This is a genomic window from Alphaproteobacteria bacterium (assembly GCA_025210155.1).
Taxonomy (GTDB): Bacteria; Pseudomonadota; Alphaproteobacteria; order Rs-D84; family CASDRH01; genus JAOASE01.
In genome coordinates this window covers 155,192-177,960 of the sequence record JAOASE010000006.1, presented here as the reverse complement: position 1 = coordinate 177,960, position 22,769 = coordinate 155,192, and the positions used below count along the sequence as shown (strand labels likewise).

General features: G+C 29.4%; 21 protein-coding genes, 1 tRNA gene and 1 pseudogene. 11 read left to right on the top strand and 12 right to left on the bottom strand.

The features are described from left to right. Window positions 1-26 precede the first annotated feature (26 nt). Entirely contained in the window at window positions 27-623 is a 597-nt protein-coding gene (locus N4A44_02510; protein ID MCT4552513.1) for an ATP-dependent Clp protease proteolytic subunit, read from the top strand. Window positions 624-654: 31 nt separating this feature from the next. Continuing rightward, a complete protein-coding gene (clpX, locus tag N4A44_02505) occupies window positions 655-1,890 on the top strand; it encodes an ATP-dependent Clp protease ATP-binding subunit ClpX (GenBank protein ID MCT4552512.1) in 1,236 nt (411 codons plus the stop codon). Between the two features lie 30 nt (window positions 1,891-1,920). On the opposite strand, the gene metG is transcribed toward clpX, so the two are convergent. The 4 genes from metG to N4A44_02485 form a co-directional block, all read right to left on the bottom strand. Further along, window positions 1,921-3,648, bottom strand: a complete 1,728-nt coding sequence (gene metG, locus N4A44_02500) for a methionine--tRNA ligase (GenBank protein ID MCT4552511.1) — start codon at window positions 3,646-3,648, stop codon at window positions 1,921-1,923. 61 nt (window positions 3,649-3,709) lie between these two features. Next, window positions 3,710-4,537: a polyprenyl synthetase family protein gene (locus tag N4A44_02495; protein MCT4552510.1), complete on the bottom strand. Its 828-nt coding sequence runs from the start codon at window positions 4,535-4,537 to the stop codon at window positions 3,710-3,712. A gap of 30 nt (window positions 4,538-4,567) precedes the next feature. Then, window positions 4,568-4,642 (bottom strand) — tRNA-Gln (locus N4A44_02490). Between the two features lie 70 nt (window positions 4,643-4,712). Continuing rightward, window positions 4,713-6,359, bottom strand: a complete 1,647-nt coding sequence (locus tag N4A44_02485; GenBank protein MCT4552509.1) for a tetratricopeptide repeat protein — start codon at window positions 6,357-6,359, stop codon at window positions 4,713-4,715. A 58-nt stretch (window positions 6,360-6,417) separates the two neighbouring features. On the opposite strand from N4A44_02485, the gene rsmG reads away from it, so the two are divergent. The 3 genes from rsmG (at window position 6,418) to N4A44_02470 (ending at window position 8,891) form a co-directional block, all read left to right on the top strand. Further along, window positions 6,418-6,981 (top strand): 16S rRNA (guanine(527)-N(7))-methyltransferase RsmG, encoded by a 564-nt coding sequence (rsmG, locus tag N4A44_02480; GenBank protein ID MCT4552508.1) that lies wholly within the window; start codon window positions 6,418-6,420, stop codon window positions 6,979-6,981. A 118-nt stretch (window positions 6,982-7,099) separates the two neighbouring features. Then, complete coding sequence (locus tag N4A44_02475; GenBank protein MCT4552507.1) at window positions 7,100-7,864, top strand: ParA family protein; 765 nt, start codon at window positions 7,100-7,102, stop codon at window positions 7,862-7,864. Window positions 7,865-7,895: 31 nt separating this feature from the next. Beyond that, on the top strand, window positions 7,896-8,891 hold the full coding sequence (locus N4A44_02470; protein ID MCT4552506.1) for a ParB/RepB/Spo0J family partition protein: 996 nt from the start codon (window positions 7,896-7,898) through the stop codon (window positions 8,889-8,891). Here N4A44_02470 and dnaQ read toward each other — a convergent pair. Both dnaQ and N4A44_02460 read right to left on the bottom strand, forming a co-directional pair. Beyond that, a complete protein-coding gene (gene dnaQ / locus N4A44_02465; protein MCT4552505.1) occupies window positions 8,869-9,588 on the bottom strand; it encodes a DNA polymerase III subunit epsilon in 720 nt (239 codons plus the stop codon). The two genes, N4A44_02470 and dnaQ, sit on opposite strands and share 23 nt — an antisense overlap. Window positions 9,589-9,609: 21 nt before the next feature. Next, a complete protein-coding gene (locus N4A44_02460; GenBank protein ID MCT4552504.1) occupies window positions 9,610-9,906 on the bottom strand; it encodes a YggT family protein in 297 nt (98 codons plus the stop codon). A 122-nt stretch (window positions 9,907-10,028) separates the two neighbouring features. Between N4A44_02460 and N4A44_02455 the strand changes: the two genes are divergently transcribed. The 5 genes from N4A44_02455 to rpsO all read left to right on the top strand — a co-directional run bounded on the left by N4A44_02455 (window position 10,029) and on the right by rpsO (window position 16,239). Continuing rightward, on the top strand, window positions 10,029-12,032 hold the full coding sequence (locus tag N4A44_02455; protein MCT4552503.1) for a UvrD-helicase domain-containing protein: 2,004 nt from the start codon (window positions 10,029-10,031) through the stop codon (window positions 12,030-12,032). Window positions 12,033-12,098: 66 nt separating this feature from the next. Next, window positions 12,099-12,317 carry an exodeoxyribonuclease VII small subunit gene (xseB, locus tag N4A44_02450; protein ID MCT4552502.1) on the top strand — a complete coding sequence of 73 codons (219 nt, stop codon included), beginning with the start codon at window positions 12,099-12,101 and terminating at the stop codon, window positions 12,315-12,317. 18 nt (window positions 12,318-12,335) lie between these two features. Beyond that, window positions 12,336-15,011, top strand: a complete 2,676-nt coding sequence (mutS, locus tag N4A44_02445) for a DNA mismatch repair protein MutS (protein ID MCT4552501.1) — start codon at window positions 12,336-12,338, stop codon at window positions 15,009-15,011. Then, the gene (gene truB, locus N4A44_02440; protein ID MCT4552500.1) at window positions 15,004-15,951 is read left to right on the top strand and encodes a tRNA pseudouridine(55) synthase TruB; all 948 of its coding nucleotides are present in this window, start codon (window positions 15,004-15,006) and stop codon (window positions 15,949-15,951) included. The genes mutS and truB overlap by 8 nt, the downstream gene beginning before the upstream one ends. Before the next feature lie 18 nt (window positions 15,952-15,969). Then, on the top strand, window positions 15,970-16,239 hold the full coding sequence (rpsO, locus tag N4A44_02435; GenBank protein MCT4552499.1) for a 30S ribosomal protein S15: 270 nt from the start codon (window positions 15,970-15,972) through the stop codon (window positions 16,237-16,239). 78 nt (window positions 16,240-16,317) lie between these two features. Here rpsO and N4A44_02430 read toward each other — a convergent pair whose 3' ends face one another. The 6 genes from N4A44_02430 to N4A44_02405 form a co-directional block, all read right to left on the bottom strand. Continuing rightward, on the bottom strand, window positions 16,318-17,073 hold the full coding sequence (locus N4A44_02430) for a hypothetical protein (protein MCT4552498.1): 756 nt from the start codon (window positions 17,071-17,073) through the stop codon (window positions 16,318-16,320). Window positions 17,074-17,110: 37 nt separating this feature from the next. Next, entirely contained in the window at window positions 17,111-17,686 is a 576-nt protein-coding gene (locus N4A44_02425; GenBank protein ID MCT4552497.1) for a DnaJ domain-containing protein, read from the bottom strand. Between the two features lie 8 nt (window positions 17,687-17,694). Beyond that, window positions 17,695-18,615, bottom strand: a complete 921-nt coding sequence (locus N4A44_02420) for a tyrosine recombinase (GenBank protein MCT4552496.1) — start codon at window positions 18,613-18,615, stop codon at window positions 17,695-17,697. 26 nt (window positions 18,616-18,641) lie between these two features. Next, complete coding sequence (locus N4A44_02415; GenBank protein ID MCT4552495.1) at window positions 18,642-18,815, bottom strand: hypothetical protein; 174 nt, start codon at window positions 18,813-18,815, stop codon at window positions 18,642-18,644. Between the two features lie 12 nt (window positions 18,816-18,827). Next, a complete protein-coding gene (locus N4A44_02410) occupies window positions 18,828-19,292 on the bottom strand; it encodes a hypothetical protein (GenBank protein ID MCT4552494.1) in 465 nt (154 codons plus the stop codon). A 112-nt stretch (window positions 19,293-19,404) separates the two neighbouring features. Next, window positions 19,405-19,764, bottom strand: coding sequence for a hypothetical protein (locus N4A44_02405; protein MCT4552493.1), 360 nt, complete (start codon window positions 19,762-19,764; stop codon window positions 19,405-19,407). Between the two features lie 213 nt (window positions 19,765-19,977). Between N4A44_02405 and gyrA the strand changes: the two are divergent. Continuing rightward, window positions 19,978-22,767 (top strand): annotated as a pseudogene (gene gyrA, locus N4A44_02400) (DNA gyrase subunit A). The last annotated feature ends 2 nt before the right edge of the window (window positions 22,768-22,769 follow it).

Below are 22,769 nucleotides of genomic sequence, written 5' to 3'. Positions count from 1 at the left end.
AAGAAGATATAAGGAGTTTTATTATTATGATTGAAAATATGTCTGGTCTAGTGCCTATGGTTGTTGAAAAAACAGGTGTTTCAGAAAGAGCATTTGATATTTATTCAAGACTATTAAGAGAAAGAATTATATTTATCACAGGTCAATTTGAAGATAATATGGCTTCTTTAATTTGTGCCCAACTTCTTTTTTTGGAAGCAGAAGATCCAAATAAGGAAATTTCTATTTACATAAATTCTCCAGGTGGAGCTGTTACAGCTGGTATGGCAATATATGACACTATGAAATATATTAAATGCGATATAAGAACAATTTGTATGGGACAAGCTTGTTCTATGGGATCTTTTATATTAGCAGGTGGAACTAAGGGTAAAAGATTAGCCTTACCTAATTCAAGAGTTATGATACATCAACCATTAGGTGGAGCCCAAGGTCAAATAACTGATATGGAAATTCAAGTAAAAGAAGGGTTAAAAACTAAAGAAAAATTAACAAGGATTTTAGCTGAAAATTCTAATAAAAAATATGAAGAAATGGTTGAAGCTTGTGAAAGAGATAATTATATGTCTCCGGAAGAGGCTAAGAAATTTGGTCTTATTGATGAGATTGTAGAAAAAAGATAGATTCAACAGGTTTTTATGAAGGAAAATAACTATGGAAACTAATAAAGAGAAAGATATTTCTAAATTTTGCTCATTTTGTGGTAAATCTCAAAATGAAGTTCAAAAATTAATAGCAGGACCTTCTGTTTTTATTTGCGACAACTGTATACATTTATGTAATGATGTTATTTTAAAAGAAGAAGAAGAAAAGAAGCTTAATGAATTTAAAATATTAACACCTAAGCAAATATTAAATCATCTTAATGAATATGTTATAGGTCAAGAATACGCTAAAAAGATATTATCTGTAGCAGTTCACAATCATTACAAAAGAATAAGATCTCTTATTAAAAGCAGTAATGATGTTGAAATCCAAAAATCTAATATAATGTTAATAGGTCCTACAGGATCAGGTAAAACATTGCTAGCAAAAACTTTAGCTAAAGTATTAGATGTTCCTTTTGCAATAGCAGACGCAACAACATTAACTGAAGCTGGTTATGTTGGAGATGATGTAGAATCTGTTATTTCAAAACTACTTCAATCTGCTAATTATGATGTTGAAAAAGCATCTAAAGGTATTATTTATATTGATGAAATAGATAAAATATCAAGAAAATCTGAAAATCCATCTTTAACAAGAGATGTTTCGGGTGAGGGTGTTCAACAAGCTTTATTAAAACTTATTGAAGGAACTAAAACAAATGTGCCACCTCAAGGTGGAAGAAAGCATCCGGGAGCAGAAACTATAGAATTTGATACATCTAATGTGTTATTTATATGTGGTGGAGCCTTTGCTGGTCTTGATAAGATTATATCTAAAAGACAAGAAAAAACATCTATAGGTTTTGGAGCTGAAATTGCTCATAAGAAAAATAAGTCTATTTCAGATTTATTTGAACAAATAGAGTCTGAAGATTTAGTAAGATTTGGACTTATACCAGAGCTTATAGGAAGAATGCCCGTTATATCAACTCTAAGAGAGCAAACGGAGGAAGAGTTAGTTCGTATATTAACAGAACCTAAAAATGCTCTTACAAAGCAATATAAAGCCTTATTTGATATGGAGGAAGTAGAACTAGAATTCACTCCAGAATCACTTACGGCTATAGCTAAACAAAATTTAGATAAAAAGACAGGTGCAAGAGGTTTAAGAACTGTTTTAGAAAGACTACTTCTAGATACTATGTTTGAAATTCCTCATAAAAAAGGAGTTAAAAAAGTTGTTGTAGAAGAGGATACTATAATAAAGGGAAAATCTCCTAATATAATTACTGATAAAAAATAAAAGAAAACCTCTCAATTGAGAGGTTTTTTATTAAGACTTATATTTTTCAGAAAGTTCTTCAACTTTATCATTATCTACTTTAGAAAATAACATTTCTTCTATATTATTAATACCTTTAAAAGATTTTATATTAAATAGTATTTCTTTATTAAATATTCCTGATTCCACTGGAAATTTAATATCTTCTTTATTTTTACCTAATAATTCTAAAATCTTATTTGATGTGTTTGGAATTATAGAATTAGAAATTAAAGCATAAAGATAAACGTAATTAATAGCTTTAAGCATTATGGCATGGGCTTTAGCTTTATCTTCTTTTGCAACTTTCCAAGGTTCGTAATTTTCTAAAAATTCATTACCTAAAACCCAAATTTCTCTTAATTTACCCATGGATTTTCTAAACTCTAAAGAATCCATTAAATTATCAAACTCCCAAACAAGCTTTTCCAATCTATTATCCCATTCAGAAAAATCTAATTCAATAATATCTTCATCATAATCTGAAAAGTTTTTAAGACTAAATTTGATAACTCTAGATACAAAGTTTCCTAAAACATTATTTAAATCAGAATTTATATCACTAGAAAATTTTTCAAATGAAAAAGATGTATCATCATTTTCAGGATAATTAGCCATTAACCAATATCTCCAGTAATCAGAAGGGAATTGATCTATAGAGTCCAACGCTGAAAATCCATTTCCTAATGATTTAGAGAACTTACCATCTTTAAAATTAAGAAAGTTAGATGCTTTTATAATATCTGTAGTTTTCCACTTTTTATCTGTTGATATCTCTTCAGCAGGGAAAAATACAGAGTGAAATGGTACATTATCCTTACCCATGAATTGAATATATTTAACATCCTCTTCATTTTCCGGTAACCAAAAGTCATTCCATTTATCTTTATCTTGAGTATTTTCAGCCCATTCTTGACTTATAGAAACATAACCCCAAGGAGCATCAAACCAAACATAAAACACCTTATTTTCATATCCTTCTAAAGGAACGGGAACGCCCCATTTTAAATCTCTAGTAATACATCTATCATGTAAACCTTCTTTTAGCCACTTATGTGCTATAGATAAAGCAGTTTTAGACCATCCATCTCTAGTATCTAACCATGATTCGACTGACTTTTGCATGTTTGATAATTTTAAGAATAAATGTTTTGTTTTTCTTACTTCAAGATTTTTACTTCCTGATACTGTGGAGTAGGCATCCTTTAGATCCGTTGGATTTAAAAGAGATCCACAACCATCACATTGATCTCCTCTAGCTTTTTCATAACCACATTTTGGACAAGTTCCCTCTACATATCTATCAGCTAAGAACATATCATCATCTATAGAATAAATTTGTTCAATTTCTTTTTCAGATATAAAGCCATTTTTATTTAACTCATTAAATACATCCTGAACTAACTTTATATGCTTTTCATTAGTAGTTCTTCCAAGTCTATCCATAGATAAATCGAATTTTTCATAAGTCTCTTTGTGAATAGAGAAGTATTTATCACAATATTCTTTTACATCCATACCTTCTTTTAAAGCACCAACTTCGGTTGGAGTTCCATATTCATCAGTTCCAAGGATATATAAAGTTTCTCTATCTTTATTTCTACAAAATCTAGCATAAACATCCGATGGTAATAAGCAACCAACCATATGACCTAAGTGTGGAATTCCATTAACATAGGGTAGGGCAGATGTAATTAAATACTTTTTATTTTCTATATTTTTAGCCATAAAAATCTCCAAAAATTTTTGTTTTAATAAATTATATATACTCAATGAAGTTAAATCAACTAATAAAAGCCAATTAATAAGTTCGTTTTTTAAGAATTTCTATTAAAGAATACATTTCTTCAGAACCTAATTCTCTGGCAGAATTTTGAGCTTCAATAGAATGTTTTTCAATTTCAGATCTAAGTTTTTCACTGGTCCATATATGCATAAAACCATCTTTATCTAATAAATCATCAGTCATTTGAAATAATAAACCTAGATGATAAGCATATTTCTCTAATAACTCTAATTTTTTAGGACTGTTGTCACCTAATAAACATCCTGCACTACAAGAAAATTTAAATAAAGCACCAGTTTTCATGATTTGGTTTCTAACCATTAGATCTTCTGTTATAGGTAGTTTCCCTTGTTCCATTTGAGTATCTATCTCTTGACCTCCACACATACCTAAGTGTCCTATATAATTAGATAATAAGTTTATTAATTTACACCTTGTACTTGGATCCTTATGTGTTTTTTCATTAGAAATTATTTCAAAAGCTTTACTTTGAAGAGAGTCTCCTGCGATAATAGCAGTATTTTCATTAAAAATCATATGATTCGTCGGGATTCCCCATCTTTCCTTATCGTCATCAAAGCATGGTAAGTCATCATGAATTAAAGAATACCTATGTATGCATTCTATCGCTCCAGCAACTCTTATAGCATCTTCGTATTTAGCTCCACAAATTTCAGCAGAAGTCAAAACCAACCAAGGTCTAAGCCTTTTCCCATCTGCAAGAAGGGTGTATCTCATTGATTTTATTAAGTTATTATCTGGATAAATATTTTCAGATATCTCTTTATCTAAAAAATCTTTTACTGGTTTTGTTTGATCAAGGATTTTATTTAATAGAGACATTTTATAGATCCTTTTGAAAAAAATAATAGATGGTTGGGGTGGTAGGATTCGAACCTACGATACATGGTACCAAAAACCATTGCCTTACCACTTGGCCACACCCCAAGAAAAGATGAAAACAATATAATCCTAAAAAAAAGAAAAATCAAGAATTTTTTTTATAAAATTTAATATTTTATATGTTCTTAATAAGAACCTTTATTTTATCTTTAGATTTTTTAATTTCTTCATCTTTTAAACTGTTATCTTGTTCGTTAAATCTTAGGGCTTTTTTATATTGATATAATGCCTCTCTATATCTTTTTAAATCCTCATAAACAACAGCTAAATGATAGTTTATTATAGCAGATTGATTATTTACCATTTTAGCAGGTTCTAAATATTCTAAAGCAGATTTAGAATCCCCTGTTAAATATAGTCCCCATCCTAAGGAATCTATAAATTCTGAATTAAAAGGTTCTGAATTAAGAGATGCTTTGATCATATTAACTGCTATATGTTTGTTTTGATTTTTAGTTAACCAAGAATATCCTAAATAATTTAATAAAGCAGGGTTATTAGGATTTAATTGCAGGGCCTTTTTCAGATTTAATTCAGCCATATCCCAATCACCAATTTTATCATATAAAACCCCTCTATTAAAATATATTATCCAATTTTTTCTATCGTTGTAGCTTAAATTGTTTAAAGCGTCATCATAAATTCTAATAGCTTTTTTAATATTACCCATTTCTTCATATATATAAGCTATTTTAATATAATTAAATAGATTCGATGGGTATTTGTTAGATAGCTCTTTAAAGGATTTTAGTGTTTTCTTTGAGTTATTACCATTCTTTAATAGAATATTAATTCTTTGACTTTCTAAAATATCTTTCATGACAACTTTATCTATATTTTTATCAATCATATATAGAGCTTCTGCAAAAAGATCTTTGCTATCTAAATTAGATATTTCAAGTATTAAAGGTAATTCATATGCTTTATCAAGCTTATAAGATAAATATGGTAGTACAATTTCCAGCTCTTTATTTATAAAAGAATTATCAAACATAAATTCAGCTACTATATTTTTATAAGTTATTTGATTTATATTAAATTTACCCATCTTAATTTTAGAAATAAATTCATCATATATAAACGTGTTTGCAGTTTTAGTTAAATTATCAAATTCAGAAAGGGCATCTTTATCACCATTTTTAATATTTAAATTGGCAAATAAAAGTAGGGTATTCATTAAAAACTTTTCATCTAGGGATGTTTTATATAATTTTATAGCCTCATCTATATTCCCAGAAATTTCTAATTTCATTGCGTTATATTTTGTTAGAAGTTCTTTATTAAAAATATTATTTTCATCTAAAAATATTTTTTTATCCTTATTATCTATAATAAATTTAAGTTTTTTAAGGTAGATAGAATCTTCATCTTTATATCTATTTAAAATGGGTTCTAAATCAGAGTTTTTGCTTGATAATGAATTAAATAATATTATAGATATAGCAATATCATTATATTCTTTATCTAAAACCTTTTTAGCATATTTTTCAGCGAGATCATCCATGTTGTTGATTATTAGTGATGTCATGATATAGTCATAGTACTTATCTAAGAATAGGGTGTTTAATATTTCGCTATTAGTTAAGTCTCTAATCATTAAATAGTCACTGTTTTTAAAACCATAATTAGCCCTATATATAACAGAGTAATTACTCTTTTTAGTAGAATTATCTAATTTGATAACTTTTCCATTCCTGTTGCTAAGGGCAAAAATAATAAGTAGAAAAACTATTGATAAAAATAATATATTTTTTTTGTTCATTTTTTATAACCTTTTTATTATAATAATTCAGTTATAAAATAGCAAAGGATTGATAATAATGGAAGAAAAATATCAAAAATATATAGATTTACTAAATAAATGGCAAAGTAAAATTAACTTAGTTAGTTCTACTACATTAAGTGAGGCCTATAAAAGGCATATCAAAGACTCGATAGAGTTAGGTAATTATATAAAAGATAAGACTGTTAAGATATATGATTTAGGTGCTGGTGGTGGCTTCCCTGGACTTCCTTTAGCTATAGAGGGTTATAGTAATATAAATTTGGTTGAGAGTGATGTTAGGAAATGTGCATTTATGCAGCAAGTTAAAATAGCATATTCTCTAAAATCGACAAATATATTAAATAAAAGAGTTGAAAGGATTGATGATATAGCTGATGTTATAACATGCAGAGCATTTTCTTCTTTATTAAATATATTTGATTTAAGTTCTGGAATGAGATCTAAAGACACAGAATATATTTTATTAAAAGGTGAAAATATAAAGCAAGAAATAAAAGAAGCTGAAACAAAATATTTGTTTGATTATGATATTGTAGATAGTTCTGTTTATAGCTCAGTGAAGATAGTAATAATAAAAAATGTGCGTTTACACGTGTAATGATGTTTTTTTGTTTTTCATAAAATATACGTAGATTCGACGGTATTTTTTGAAAAAGTCTTGCAAAATCCAGATCTATTTAATAAAATAATTTTATTAGGATGAATTGGAGAATTAAATGGATACTAAGATACTTTCAGTTATAAATCAAAAGGGTGGTGTTGGGAAAACTACCACTGTTATTAATCTTGCTTCTGCTTTAGCAATAAAGGGAAAAAGGGTTTTAATTATTGATTTAGATCCCCAGGGAAATTCATCGACTGGATTGGGTATTGATGAAAATAATAGAGTTAAAAATATATACAATTGTTTGGTTAGTAATGATAGTATAAAGACATCTATTAAAAAAACATCTGTTCAAAATTTAGATATAGTCCCGGCAACTGTTGACTTAGCGGGAGCTGAAGTTGAAATATCAGAAACAGAACACAAGCTTTTCACTTTAAAGAAGAGGTTGGAAGGGCTTGAAAATTTGTATGATTTTATTTTATTGGATTGTCCTCCTTCTTTGGGTTTGCTTACATTAAGTTCTTTAACTGCTTCTACTGGGGTTTTGATACCTGTTCAATGTGAGTTTTTTGCTTTAGAAGGAATTACTCATTTGGTTAAGACTATTTCTGTTGTTCAAAAAACAACTAATCCCAATCTTATTATAGAAGGATTGGTTATGACTATGTATGATAAAAGAAATAGATTATCTTCCTTGGTTAAAGATGATATAGAGGAGGTTTTTGGTAATAAGGTTTTTTATACTAGAATTCCAAGAAATGTTAGGGTTTCTGAGGCGCCTTCTTATGGAAAGCCTGTTATAACTTACGATGAACAGTGTCCAGGAAGTCAGGCTTATATAAGATTAGCTAATGAGCTTTTGAAGAGAATTTAATAACATTTACACGTGTAATAAGGAGAAAATTATGTCAGAAAGAAAATTAGGAAAAGGTTTATCTGCTTTAATTGGAGATAATAATATTATAGATGAAATAAGAAAGCAGGAAGAGGTTTTTAATAAATCTAAAGATACTTCTTTAGGTGACTCTAAAAATCCTAAAATATCAATGATTAAGGTTAGTTTAATTAACCCAGATCCAGAACAAAAGCAACCTAGAAGAACTTTTCATGAAAGTACTATAGATGAGTTAGCTTCTTCTATAAAAGAAAAGGGTGTTTTACAACCTATATTTATTAGAAAAAGAGAGGGTGATTCTGCTGGTTTTTATATTATATCTGGTGAAAGAAGATGGCGAGCTGCTAAAAAAGTTAACTTAGATACTATTCCGGCCATAATATTAGAAGCTAAAGATAAAGAGGCTTGGGAAATAGGTATTATTGAAAATTTACAAAGAGAAGACCTTAACTCTATAGATGAGGCATATGCTTTTAACTTTTTAATGGAGAAATACGGTTATTCAAAAGATATGTTGGCTAAAAAGTTATCTAAGAGTTTAGCCTATATATCAAATGCTTTAAATCTAATAAATCTATCTAAAAAAGTTAAAAATCTAATTAAAGAAGATTTTATAACTCAAGGTCATGCTAGACCCTTATTAAGGCTTGAAAAAGATGATGCTGATAAAGTTGTTGATCATATTATAAAAGAAGGTATTTCTGTTAGAGAAACAGAAGCTTTAATTAGAGATATATTAACAGGAAAGATTTTAGTAGAAGCTTTGGGTAATAAAGAAGTTGAGAAGGAAGGTATAAATTATACTAATCCAATAAATAAACTTCAAAATGAATTAAGTGATGATTTTAAATCTATTGAAAATGATATAAGTGAGTATTTAGATACAAAAGTGGCTTTAAAATTCTCCAAAAGAACTAAAAAGCCAAGTGGTAAAATAGAAATTAAATTTAAAGATATAGATAATCTTCAAGATATTTTAAGAACTATAGGCGTTTGTTCCAAATAGCATCTGTATCAAGGTTTTTTATAAAGGAGTTATGAGTTTCTAACTCCTTTTCTTTTAATTTAAACTCTCTAGCAGCTTTAAATTCTCTTTTTATCTTCTTTGTTTTTACTACCTTTTTTTCTTTTTTCTTATCTTTTTTTTGCTCTGTTTCAGCAAACATGTTTATTTCTTTTCCGCCAATAAGCTCTATATAAACTTTTGCCAATATTTCAGAGTCTAATAAAGCTCCGTGGCCATCTTTATTTCTTTGTGCTAAAGATATACCAAATCTATTACATAAGGCATCTAAAGAGTTGGATCTGGCAGAAGGAAACTTTCTCCTAGCTAGTGTTAGGGTGTCTATAACTTTATTTTCTAAAGTTGGTTCTCCAATTCTTTTAAGTTCAGCATTAATAAAGTTCATATCGAAACTAGCATTATGCGCAATTAAAGTATCATCACCTATAAAATCAAGAAAATCTTTATACACTTGAGAGAATAAAGCTTTATCTCTAAGAAATTCGGTAGATAATTTATGAATTTTATAGGCTGCTTCAGGCACATCTCTTTGAGGATTTATATATGAATGATATGTTCTTCCTGTTGGAATATGGTTTATAAGCTCTATAGCACCTATTTCAATTAATCTATCGGTTTTATCATAATAGAAACCTGTTGTTTCTGTGTCAAAAACAATTTCTCTAATATCTTTTTTCATAAAAGTGCCTTTCAGTTAAATTTATAACATCTTGTAAAGAGAGAATAGTAAATTTTTAGCGAATGATATGGCTAAAATTAATACTAAGGGTGAGAAGTCTAATCCATTAATTGGCCTTAAAACTCGTCTTATTCTACTATATATAGGGTATAAAATACTATTTGTAAGTCTAACTACTTTTATAGCAATTTCATTTCCTCTATCTACTATATTAAAATTCATAAGCCAATTAAGTATCAAATCAATTAAAACTACATAGTATATTAGGTTCAATACAATATCAGATATTTGGAATATTGGATAAAGTAAAAAATGCATGAAAATCCCCTTAAAATATTAATTTTTTACTAGTCATTTATTTTTTTATATGATACATTACCTTAGAACAAAAATCAAACAAAATTTTATAGTTTTTCATATATTTGACATGGTGAGAGATAGTGCTAGAAGTATTAGAAAGTAAGGATCCTAAGTGGATTGAAGAGTTAAATTCAGAACAAAGAGAGGCAGTATTAGAAACGGATGGGCCTTTATTAATTTTATCTGGAGCTGGAACAGGAAAAACAAAAGTTCTAACTTCTAGGATAGCATATATTTTACACTCAGGAAAATGTTCTCCAAGCAATATATTAGCATTGACCTTTACTAATAAGGCGGGTAAAGAGATGCAAGAAAGAATTTCCAATATAGTGGGTGGTTTTTCTCAAAATATGTGGGTTGGAACATTCCATTCGATGTTTTTAAGAATCTTGAGAAAATACTATGATAAAATAGGTTTTCAAGATAATTTTACAATATTAGATCAGTCAGATTCTAAAAGGGTTGTGAAGAAGGTGTTGGAGCAGGATGTATTTTTGGATTCGACCGATAATCCAGCGGGATATGTTTTAGATGTTATTTCCAGAATTAAAGATAAAGGTAGAAATTTTGATTCAATTCCTCCGGAGTATATAGCTTTATTTGATGGTAAAATGCAGGATATATATATGCATTATCAAAGAAGATTGAAAGAAATGAATGCTATAGATTTTGGAGATTTCCTTTTATATACATATGAGATATTAAAAAACAATGATGATATATTAGAATATTACCAGGATAAGTTTAAGTATATTTTGGTAGATGAGTACCAAGATACTAATGTTGTTCAGTATTTAATCATAAGGCTTCTGGCTCAAAAAAATAAAAATATTTGTGTTGTTGGTGATGATGATCAATCTATATATTCTTGGAGAGGTGCTGAAGTTGAGAATATTCTTAGATTCGAAAAAGATTTTAGTGGTACTAAAATAGTTAGACTTGAAACTAATTATAGATCTACAAAGCATATATTGGCGTCAGCTTCTCACCTAGTTGATAATAATTCTAATCGCTTAGGAAAAGAGTTAAAACCTTGTGATAAAAATAATAAAGACACATCTTTAAAGGTTCAGGTTAGGGGATGTTTTAGCGGTGAAGAAGAGGCTAAATATATTGCAGATGAATTAGAAAATATAGAAAGGCAAGGGATTCCGCTGAAAAAAATGTCTGTCATGGTTAGGGCTGGATGGCAAACCAGAGCTTTCGAGGAGGTATTTATTAAAAGAGGTATTAATTATAAGATAATTGGTGGAATGAAGTTCTATGAAAGAAAAGAGATAAAAGATATTATTGCTTATCTTAAGATACTTTATTATCCATCAGATATAGTTTCATTTGAAAGAGTTATAAACACTCCCAAAAGAGGTCTTGGAGAAAAGACAGTATTTAAAATGGTGGAATACTCTAGAGAATTAGGGAAGAATATAATTTTTGCATTATCTGAAATGATAGATAACAATTATCTAAAGGGTAAGGCTGGAGATCAGGCAAAAAACTTTCTTAAAAATTACTATGAGTGGATAAATATAATTTCCGGAGATAAATTGGATGATAATGGTGAAGAGTATCATCATGGAAAGTTGGTTGATTACATAATAAAAAGTTCTGGCTACTTAGATATGTTAAAAAATTCTAAAAAATCAGAAGATGAGGGAAAAATTGAGAATATTCAAGAGCTTATAGGTGTTATTTCTAAAAATTTTGATAGTATTCCTGAATTTTTAGACCACATATCTCTTGTTTCAGATACTGATGATCTTTCAGATGATAATGCTGTTAATGTTATGACACTTCATTCAGGTAAAGGGTTAGAGTTTGATGTAGTATTCCTTCCTGGTTGGGAAGAAGGTGTATTTCCTAATGGAAAGGTTATAGAGGATTGCGGTGACAAAGGATTGGAAGAAGAAAGACGTATTGCATATGTTGGTATAACTCGTGGAAAAAAAGCTGTCTTTATAACATATGCAGGAAGTAGACTCCAATTTGGAAAGTGGCAACAAAATCTCCCATCTCAGTTTTTATCTGAATTACCTAAGGCTCATATAGAGCATAGGACTTTTGCCAAATCTTATGGCGGATCTTAGTTTATTTTTATCTTGATTTTAATGGGTTTCTTTAATAATCTTCTTATATAAATAAGGAGTTTTATTATGCAAGAAAAAACATTAGAAACTATTCTAAAAGAGCTGGATACTTTAGTTGTTAAGTTAGAATCTGGGAATATAGAGTTAGAAGAATCTATTAAAATTTATGAAGAGTGTTCTAAATTAATTTCTACTTCAGAGAAAAAATTAAAAGAATCTAAACTAAAATTAGATAAAATAATGGATTCGTCTGGTGAGGTAGAAACGGTAAGAGTAGAAGATTAGTTTTTCAGGAGCTTTGTAATGGCTAGTAATTCAAATGGTTTAACACCTATGATGCAACAATATATGTCTATTAAGGATAATCATAGTGATTGCCTTTTATTCTATCGAATGGGTGATTTTTATGAATTGTTTTTCGATGACGCTAAGATTGTTTCAGAAACAGTTGGTATTGCTCTTACAAAGAGAGGTAAAAAAAATGGCCAAGATATACCTATGTGTGGAATTCCTTTCCATGCTTATGATAATTATATAGGTAGAATTATAGAGGCTGGTTATAAAGTTGCTATTTGTGAGCAAACAGAGACGCCTGAAGAGGCTAGAAAAGAAAGAGGTAGTGGAGCTGTTGTAAAAAGGGAGGTTGTTAGGATAATAACTCAAGGAACCCTTATAGAAGAAAATCTTCTTAAAAATGACAGTAATTACCTTTGTTCAGTTTATAAAAATTCAGTTTCTTGGATAGATATTTCAACTGGAGAGTTTAATGTTAAAACAATTAACGAAAATCTACTAGATTTTTTAATTAAATTAAATCCTTCTGAAATAATTATATCAGATTCGGCTGAAAATTTTAAAGAAAATAAGGATGTTCAAGACTTTTTCCAAAAGAAAGTTACTTATTTTCCAGAAAGCAAATTTTCTAAGTATATTTGCGAAAAAGAGCTATTAAAAGTTTTTAATATATCCAATAAAGATTCTTTCGGAACTATGTACGATAATGAAATTATATCTTCAGGGGTTGTAGTTCAATATGCCGTATTAACAAATAAAAATGATATAAAAAATATAAAGATGTTGTCTAGAGAGACCGAAAAATCATTTGTTGAAATAGATGCATTTTCTTTTTCTAATTTAGAAATAGTTCAAAATATAAATGGTGATAGTGGAAAAGGATCTAATTTATTCTCAGTTATAGATAGAACAAAAACATCTAATGGAAGAAGAATGTTTAAAAATTGGATAAAAACTCCAATAAGAAATATTCAAGAAATAAATAATAGGTTGGATTCGACAGAATTTTTTGTTGAAAATCAAAGTCTGAAGGTAGCTTTAGAGGAGATAATAGGGTCCACTCCAGATATAGAGAGAAGTATTTCTAGACTTGCTTTTGATAGAGGTGGGCCTAGAGATATATTAAATATTCTTCTATTTATAAAAAAGTTACCAAGTCTAAAAAGTAATTATAATGCTTATATTTCATCTTTTTCTAAAGAAAATACAAACATAACTACTTTAATAAACAATATAAATAATTTTGACTTATTGGAAGAGTATCTAGCTTCGGCTATAAAGGAAGATGGGATTCCTCTATTAGCTAGAGATGGTGATTTTATAAAAGAGAATTTTAACTTAGCCTTAGATGAATGTATTAATCTTATGAAAGACAATAAGGGTATTATAGCAAATCTACAAGCTATGTATTCAGATAAGTCCAAAACAAGCTCTTTAAAAATAAAATTCAATAATATGTTGGGATATTATATAGAGGTTCCTAGTAAACAAGCTCAATCATTATTTGATATGCCTGAAACTTTCATTCACAGACAAACTATGGCAAACGCTGTTAGATTTACTACAACAGAGCTTGCGGAATTAGAAAAAAATATAAGAGAGGCTGAGAGTAAGAAGCAGGGATTAGAGCTTAAAATATTTGAAGAATTAAAAGAAAAAGTTCTTGAAAAGGCTGATGAAATAAGAAATTGTTCAGATATTATTTCAAAGCTAGATATATTTACATCTATGTCTGAGCTAGCAATAGAGGAGAATTATTGTAAGCCTAAAATGAGTGATTCGACTGATTTTTATATCAAAAATGGAAGGCATCCTGTTGTTGAGTATAATATTAAAAAATCAGCTCAAGATGATTTTATAGGAAATGACTGTGTTTTAAATAATAAGTCCAAAGAATATAGTAAAATTTGGATTCTTACAGGACCAAATATGGCTGGAAAATCAACTTTTTTAAGACAAAATGCTTTGATTACAATTTTAGCCCATGTTGGCTGTTATGTTCCTGCAGAGATAGCTGAAATTGGAATTGTTGATAAAATATTCTCTAGGGTTGGGGCATCTGATAACCTAGCTAAGGGGCAATCTACTTTTATGGTTGAAATGATAGAAACTTCAGCAATACTTAATAAGGCTACTGATAAATCTTTAGTAATTCTTGATGAAATTGGCAGAGGAACAGCCACATATGATGGTTTATCTATTGCTTGGGCGGTTATGGAGTATCTTAATAATAAAAGTAAGTGTAGATGTTTATTCGCAACTCACTATCATGAATTAACAGATCTTTCTAAGAAACTAGAATTAGTTAGTAATCACACTGTTTCCATAAAAGAATGGGAAGATGAAGTTATTTTTATGCATAAAGTTATTCCAGGTACAGCCGATAAGTCTTATGGGCTTCACGTTGCAAAAATAGCAGGAATTCCTTCTTCTATTATAAATAGAGCAGGGGATATATTAGATAATTTAGAAAGTACAAACAGTAATAATACGGTGGAAAAGATTTCTAATAACTTGAACTTATTTGATGATTATCTTAAAGAAGAAGAGACTAAATTTGAGGTTAGGGAATCTAAAGTAGAAATGATGTTAGAAACAATAGATCCAAACACCTTATCTCCAAGAGATGCTCTGGATAAGCTTTATGAATTAAAAGATATGCAGAGGATAGAAAGAGATGACTAATTCTTTACCTAAAATATCTGGTTGGATAAACTTTTATAAAGAAAGAGGTCAGTCTTCAAATAAAAATCTAACAGAGGTTAAGAAGATTTTTTATTCTATGGGTTACACTAGAAAGATGTTTAAAATAGGATATTTAGGAACTTTAGATCCATTTGCAGAGGGAATTTTGCCTATAGCTATAGGGGAAGCTCTTAAAACAATTCAGTTTATTCCTAATGAAGATAAGTCTTATGATTTTATTTTAAAATTTGGTGAAGAAACTGATACATTAGATAATACAGGGAAGGTAACAAATACAACGGATATAATTCCATCTGAAAAAGAAGTAAAAGATGTTTTAACTAATTTTTTAGGTGAAATAGAGCAGATTCCCCCAGCATTTTCAGCATTGAAGATAAATGGAGAGCGAGCTTATAAATTAGCAAGAGAAGGCAAGAAATTTGAAATAAAAAAGAGAAAAATCTTAATAAGAGAATTAAGGTTTCTTGAAAAAATTTCAGACTATGAGTATAAAATCTCAGTTAAATGTTCAAAGGGAACATATGTAAGAACTCTTGGTGCTGATATTGCCAAATCTTTAAATAGCTTAGGGCATTTAACATTTCTTGAAAGAACTTATAATAGTGGCTTTGATAAGAAAGAATCGATTTCTCTTGATAATATCAAAAAAATGTTGCAAAATGAGGGCGAATCAAAAAATGATGCTGATTCTATGATTAAGATTTTAGATAAGATTGACTCACCGCTGGACGGCATCCCGGTACTGAGTATTAATGAAAATGATAAATACTTGCTTGAAACAGGTAGAAGTATTAAAAGAAATAATTCATTAAACGATCAAAATCAAATAATCAGATGTCATTACAATAATCACCTAGTTGCAATATGTAAATTAGAGCAATTAGAATTAAAACCATTAAGAGTTTTTAATATCTCTTAAAATACAAGGAATAATGTAATGAGTATAACTAAAGAAATGAAAAAAACACACGCTAAAGACTTTGGTGGAAAAGAAACTAATTCAGGTTCTACAGAAGTTCAAATAGCTATATTAACTACAAGAATTAAAAACCTAACAGAACACTTAAAAACAAATAAAAAAGATAATCATTCAAGAATGGGTCTTTTAAAAATGGTTGGTCAAAGAAAGAAACTTATCTCTTACTTAAAGGGTAAAGATGAAGCTAAATACCAAGACTTAATCAAAAAATTAGGTTTAAGAAAATAGTTTATAATCTATATTAATTATAAAACCTGCGAATTCAATTGATTCCGCAGGTTTTTTTAATGCTTATATTTTAATTTTTTAGAATGTAAATTGATTAGGCTTAAACATTTCTCTAGCCTTTTGAATACCTTCAAGAGTATCCTGTTCATTCATTCCTGTGGATTCAAGAATAAGTCCTTCAAAACTAGCTTTTAATGTCACAGATTTTTCATTGGATACGTCATATCTCCAAATTAAATCACCTTCTACATTAGGTTCCCCATACTTTTTAACAACTTTATACCAAAAAGCTCTTCTATTTTCTTCTCTTTGATATTTAAAATTCTTTCCATCTCCTAAAATCTTATTTAGGTCATTTTTATATTGGATTTTATAAACAACATTCCCTGTTAGATTGCTTGTAAAATAAATATCTACCGCCTCATCACTATCTGCTTTTTTAAATTGAAGTAGCTGAACATATTCAATATTGTCTCTTCTGGCAAAAGAATTTATACACATTTCTAAATTATCTGGCTTTAGAATATTTCTATTTCTACACTCTAAATCGTAGTTATATTTGAAAAATTCAGGAACATTGGTTTTAGATTTAACTTCTTTAAATTTAAGTTTTTTAATGGCTTTTCTAACATCTTTTATTTTCATCCCAAGTTTAATATTGGATATATCAAAACTTTTAACTCTTTCATCAATGTTTTCATTGAACGGAGAAGATGTTTCATCTATCATTTCTTCAGAAAACTCTTCAATTACAATTTCTTCTTCGGCAAAAGAAGCTCTTTGTATACAAAAAACAGACATAAAAGTTAATATATATAGATTTATTTTTTTCATATTAAACCTCTTTAATAAAACAATTGTAGCAAAAAACTTAACAACTTTCAATTTTTTTAAGAAGTTTATCAAGTACATCTTTATATTCCACAATTTTTTTAAATTGAGATTCTTTATCTTTAGATCCTTGATGTTTATCAGGATGGTGTTTTTTAACAAGATCTTTATATGATTTTTTGAGATCGCTAGCTGAAAAAGGAAAGTTTAAACCAAATAATTTTAAGGCCCTATTTTCCTTAGCAGATTTTTTAATTTCAGCTTTGATTCTATCTGTTTTTCCAGCAGAAGATTTGAATCTTTTAAATATATTTAGAACATCATCGGAGTTATTTATTATATCGTCCATATTTTTAACGCCAAACTTTTTAGTTTTAGCTCCATATATCTCTTCCTTTTGTTCTTTTTCAATTTCCTCAAAAGAAAGATCTTTAAAATAATTCCAATCTTTATTGTATTTTCTTACGCAATCCAAGCAAAAATGATAATACTCCTTAAGATCTCTATCTTTAGGAGCTTTATAAAGGCCCTCGTTTTTACAGCCTTTAGCATCACAAACTCTAAAATTTCTTTTAATATCAGCTTTTGTTTCAAATGTTGCTTTTCTAGTTCTCATTTTTAAAATTATTTTCCTAATTTATTTAGTGGATGATTTTCAGTCACAGCACTTTTAAGTCTATCACTCATTATATGTGTATAAATTTGAGTTGTTGATATATCGCTATGACCCAATAGCTCCTGAACCATTCTTAAGTCAGCTCCATTTTCCAATAAATGGGAGGCAAAAGAGTGTCTAAATACATGTGGAGAAACTAAAATAGGATTTATTTCTGCTTCCACAGCTAACTTTTTTATATACTTAAAAAAAGTATCTCTTGTAATGTGCTTACCTTTTTCTTTTGATGGAAAAAGAAATTCATCGCCTTCTTTTTCTTGGTTAGATATTAGAGATGATCTAATAAATATATATTGTCCTAAAACTTTTTTCAACCTTTCAGATATAGGAACGAATCTTTCTTTATCGCCCTTTCCAACAACATAGAAAGAATCTTGTATGCTTCCATTTTTTACTACATTATTAACCTTTAAGGATACTAATTCAGAAACTCTTAGTCCAGTGGCATATATAGTCTCTGCCATTGCATATATTATCTTATATTTGCTTTCTTTATGATCTTTTGCTTTAGAAAGTATTTTTTCCACTTCATCCTTAGTAAGATGTTTTGGTAGGGAGTGTCTTTGTTTTAGTAAAAAGATTGATTCCGCTGGGTTGTTTTCAACTTCTTTTTCTGAAAATAAAAATTTAAAAAGCTGTTTGATGCATGAAATTTTCCTATTAATACTTTTTTCAGAATAAAAGCTATCTTTTAATAGTTTTATAAAATCTTCTATGTCTTTTTTCTTAAGTTTTTTATAATTAAGTCCATTGGAACTCAAAAAATAAGAAAAATCCTCCATATCTTTTCTGTAAGATATGATTGTATTTTCCATAGCTCCTTTTTCTGCTATCATATTTTCAATAAAATGATTTACCGCGTTTTGCATCTCTTATTTTTATTAAGATAGAAAGATTATTTATAAACTTTTGGAGTTGGTATATCTATTTTAGTCTCAACAGAAGTTTGTTGATTTGTAGGTTTCCAAACTAATAAAAATAGAAATAATGCTGCAATAGCTACGCCAATGTATTTTTTTAAATCATCTGATTTGTTTAAATTTCTACCAAATGTTGATCTTCTTCTCATCTTATCCTCTTTTTATTTTATAGAATTGCCCATAATAACAATTCTTTCACCCGTTTCATTATAATATCTTTCCTCTATTTGATTTATAAAATCTACTTCACCTCCAACGGCAAATTCAGCAAAGCTTCTAGCCATTCCAAGTATAGCTAATGCAACCATAAACCAAGCAAGGGTTTTAAAATCCTCTTTATCCATAGATCCTTTTTGCACCCACTTCCACAAGTATGAAAGAAGGACAAAGGCGGATAATATATATATGACCTCTCTTGCCATATTAAATAGCTCAGTAAGTCTTATCATAAGTCTATCCAATGCCTTAATTGGTTTCATATTGGAATCTTGAGCAGAGGTTTGAGAGTAATCTTGATTGTAAACAGCATTTGTTAGTCCGGGATTATCTCCAGGTGCAGAAAAAGCAGGTGTCGAAATAGTTATCGAACACAAGATAAAAAATAACATTAAAAAATACTTTTTCATACCAATTCCTCTTTAAAATATATTCTATCAAAATATTATTTTTATTTCAATTTAATTTTTGTAAAGAAAAACCCCTCGGTTAAGAGGGGATATAATTTTCATTTATCTTGATTTATGATCCGCCAAATGCATTAAAGTTAACGCCTGTATCTCCGCCAGCTAGGAAGTTTAGCAGAACTCCAATCATTTGAAGTACGAATAGTAAGAAAATCCACCATCCCCACTTAGTGAAATCACCTTTGCCAAGCGCGTCTCCTGATTTTGCTTTGTCATACATTTCTTCTATGAATTTAAATGCAAATCCGATATAGAATAATGTTTTTAAGTATCCAAAAATTTGAATTACTTTAGCCCAAAATGGAGCAAGTTCACCTGTTAAAAGGTCACTTGCGGCAAAAGCACCTGTAGTTGTAAGGTTTAATACTAAAGATGTTAGTCCAAACATAACCATTAATTTGTTTAATTTTTTCATAATATTCTCCTAAAAGTTTCTAAAAAGACCTCTGAAAAGTCTCATTATTTTAACTAAATTATACCTTAAAAAAACATATAAAACAAGTCTTTTCTTTGAGGTGGTTTTTGAGTATGGATTTTTTTATAAAAATATCGGTTTTTTCCTTGTTTTTCACCCCTGTTTTATGTATAATATCTCATAGAATTTTTAATAATAGGAAAGGTTAAAAATATGACTGAAAATAATAGAGAGGAAACTCTTTCTAAAGACATAAAAATAGTTCCAATTGTAAAGGAAATGCAAACGTCTTTCTTAGACTATGCAATGAGCGTTATCGTATCAAGAGCTTTGCCAGATGTAAGGGATGGTCTAAAGCCAGTTCACAGAAGAATTTTATATGCTATGAAAGACTTGGGTTGTAACTTCGGAACTCCATTTAAAAAGTCAGCGAGAATCGTTGGTGACGTAATCGGTAAATATCACCCTCATGGTGACACAGCTGTTTATGAATCTATGGTTCGTATGGGGCAGGATTGGTCTTTAGGTGTTCCTTTGGTGAATGGTCAAGGTAACTATGGTTCTGTGGACGGAGATAGTCCTGCGGCTATGAGATATACAGAAGCAAGGTTAGCAAAAGTGGCTTCATCTCTTCTTGATGATCTTGATAAAGATACTGTTGATTGGAGACCAAATTATGATGAGAGTTTAAAAGAGCCAGAAGTTCTTCCTGCAAAGTTCCCTAATTTATTAGTAAATGGTACTGCTGGTATCGCAGTTGGTATGGCAACAAATATTCCTCCACACAATTTAGGAGAGGTTTTAAATGGTTGTTTAGCTTATATAGAGAATCCAGCTATAACTAGTGAAGAGTTAATGGAATATATCCCTGGTCCAGACTTTCCTACAGGTGGTATAATTTTGGGTAGAAATGGATCTAAAAAAGCTCTTACCACTGGTAGAGGTTCTATCATAATGAGAAGTAAAACACATTTTGAAGAAATTAGGTCTAAACAAGCGATTATTATTACAGAAATTCCTTATCAGGTTAATAAAAAAGTTATGATTGAAAAAACAATTGAACTTGTTAAAGATAAAAAGATAGAAGGTATTTCAGATATTAGAGATGAATCTGATAGACATGGTATTAGAGTTGTTATGGAGCTTAAAAAAGACGTGGTTCCAGAGATTGTTCTAAATATGTTATTTAAATATACTCAGCTTCAAACATCTTTTGGTGCTAATATGTTGGCTATTAACAAAGGTAAGCCAGAATCTTTAGATCTTCAAAAGATAATTAAAGCATTTATTGAATTCCGTGAAGATGTAATTAGAAGAAGAACTATTTTCGAATTGAATAAAGCAAGAACAAGGGCTCATAACTTAGCTGGTTTAATTACAGCTGTTGCAAATCTTGATGAAGTTATTGAAATAATCAGAAGTTCAAGAGATACAGAAAGTGCAAAAGTAGCTCTGATGTCTAAAAACTGGCCAGCTCATGAAATAGAAGCTTTCATTAGATTGATTGATGATCCTGAAAACGAAGTAGTTGATAGTCATTACATGCTTTCAGAGCAACAAGCAAAAGCTATTCTAGATTTGAGACTTAATAAGCTTACTGGTCTAGAAAGAGAGAAACTTCAAAATGAAATAGCAGAAATTTCAGCATTCATTAATGAACAACTATTCATACTTTCAAATAGAGAAAAAATGTTTGAAATTATGAGAAATGAACTTAATGAAGTTAAGGAGAAATTCGCTACTCCAAGAAGATCTGAAATAACAGATACGGAATTTGAAGCTGATATCGAAGATCTAATTGCAAAAGAAGATGTTGTAGTTTCTATGACTAACACAGGTTATATTAAGAGAGTTCCTTTAGATACTTACAGAGCTCAAAGAAGGGGTGGTAAAGGTCGTAAAGGTATGGAGACTAAAGATGAAGATTTCGTAACGAATGTATTTGTTGCAAATACTCACACTCCATTGCTTATGTTCTCTAACAAAGGTATAGCTTATAAATTGAAAGTTTATAAACTTCCTGTGGGTGGTCCTGCAACAAAAGGAAAGGCTTTAATAAACTTGCTTCCATTAGAACAAGACGAGCATATAACTACAGTTATGCCAATGCCAGAGGATGAAAACAAATGGGAGTAGCTATCTATAATGTTTGCTACATCTCGTGGTACAGTTCGTAGAAATAGACTTTCAGATTTCATATCAGTTCGTGCTAACGGAAAAATTGCGATGAAGTTAGAGGATGAAAGTGATGAGCTAGTTGGTGTTGCAACTTGTGAAGAGGATAAAGATGTTCTACTTTCTCTTGAAGGTGGTAGATGTATTAGATTCCCAGTTCCTGAAGTTAGAGTGTTTAACTCTAGAAATTCTATGGGTGTTCGTGGTATTAAGCTGAATGAAGGTGATAAAATCATATCTATGGCAATAATTAATCACACGGATGCTGATCCAGAAACTAGAGCAGCTTATCTTAAGAAATCAAAAGCTCTAAGAGGGTTAGAAAATTCAGAAGATCTTGATGGTGAAGAAAATATCGAAACAAATATCGAAATTTCAGAAAACACTTATCAACAGCTTGCTGAAGAAGAACAATTCCTATTGTCTATAACGGATACAGGGTTTGGTAAAAGAACTTCATCTTTTGAATATAGAACAACTCACAGAGGAGGTTCTGGTATTGCAAACATGAAGTTAGGTAATAAATCAAATCATATAGTTGCATCCTTCCCTATAGAAGAGGATCAGCAGATTATTCTTATAACTGATGCTGGTAAAATAATAAGAATGCCAATTAAAAATGTAAGAATAGCTGGTAGACAAACTATGGGTGTAACCTTATTCAAGGTTTCTGAAAATGAAAAAGTAATCTCTGCAACTTTAGTTGATGCTGAAGATGAGAATGAAGATGAAATTCTAGATGGCGTTGAAAACGCAGATATAGAGGTTTCTTCAGAAAACATCGATTCAACAGAAGTTCAAGAAGTTGAAAACGAGATAGAGGAATAAAT

Bases quoted from the DNA above. Each gene is read 5' to 3' on its own strand.
- N4A44_02510 (MCT4552513.1), top strand. From the start codon at position 27: ATGATTGAAAATATGTCTGGTCTAGTGCCTATGGTTGTTGAAAAAACA.
- clpX (MCT4552512.1), top strand. From the start codon at position 655: ATGGAAACTAATAAAGAGAAAGATATTTCTAAATTTTGCTCATTTTGT.
- N4A44_02495 (MCT4552510.1), bottom strand. From the start codon at position 4,537: ATGTCTCTATTAAATAAAATCCTTGATCAAACAAAACCAGTAAAAGAT.
- N4A44_02485 (MCT4552509.1), bottom strand. From the start codon at position 6,359: ATGAACAAAAAAAATATATTATTTTTATCAATAGTTTTTCTACTTATT.
- rsmG (MCT4552508.1), top strand. From the start codon at position 6,418: ATGGAAGAAAAATATCAAAAATATATAGATTTACTAAATAAATGGCAA.
- N4A44_02475 (MCT4552507.1), top strand. From the start codon at position 7,100: ATGGATACTAAGATACTTTCAGTTATAAATCAAAAGGGTGGTGTTGGG.
- N4A44_02470 (MCT4552506.1), top strand. From the start codon at position 7,896: ATGTCAGAAAGAAAATTAGGAAAAGGTTTATCTGCTTTAATTGGAGAT.
- dnaQ (MCT4552505.1), bottom strand. From the start codon at position 9,588: ATGAAAAAAGATATTAGAGAAATTGTTTTTGACACAGAAACAACAGGT.
- N4A44_02460 (MCT4552504.1), bottom strand. From the start codon at position 9,906: ATGCATTTTTTACTTTATCCAATATTCCAAATATCTGATATTGTATTG.
- xseB (MCT4552502.1), top strand. From the start codon at position 12,099: ATGCAAGAAAAAACATTAGAAACTATTCTAAAAGAGCTGGATACTTTA.
- mutS (MCT4552501.1), top strand. From the start codon at position 12,336: ATGGCTAGTAATTCAAATGGTTTAACACCTATGATGCAACAATATATG.
- truB (MCT4552500.1), top strand. From the start codon at position 15,004: ATGACTAATTCTTTACCTAAAATATCTGGTTGGATAAACTTTTATAAA.
- rpsO (MCT4552499.1), top strand. From the start codon at position 15,970: ATGAGTATAACTAAAGAAATGAAAAAAACACACGCTAAAGACTTTGGT.
- N4A44_02430 (MCT4552498.1), bottom strand. From the start codon at position 17,073: ATGAAAAAAATAAATCTATATATATTAACTTTTATGTCTGTTTTTTGT.
- N4A44_02425 (MCT4552497.1), bottom strand. From the start codon at position 17,686: ATGAGAACTAGAAAAGCAACATTTGAAACAAAAGCTGATATTAAAAGA.
- N4A44_02420 (MCT4552496.1), bottom strand. From the start codon at position 18,615: ATGCAAAACGCGGTAAATCATTTTATTGAAAATATGATAGCAGAAAAA.
- N4A44_02415 (MCT4552495.1), bottom strand. From the start codon at position 18,815: ATGAGAAGAAGATCAACATTTGGTAGAAATTTAAACAAATCAGATGAT.
- N4A44_02410 (MCT4552494.1), bottom strand. From the start codon at position 19,292: ATGAAAAAGTATTTTTTAATGTTATTTTTTATCTTGTGTTCGATAACT.
- N4A44_02405 (MCT4552493.1), bottom strand. From the start codon at position 19,764: ATGAAAAAATTAAACAAATTAATGGTTATGTTTGGACTAACATCTTTA.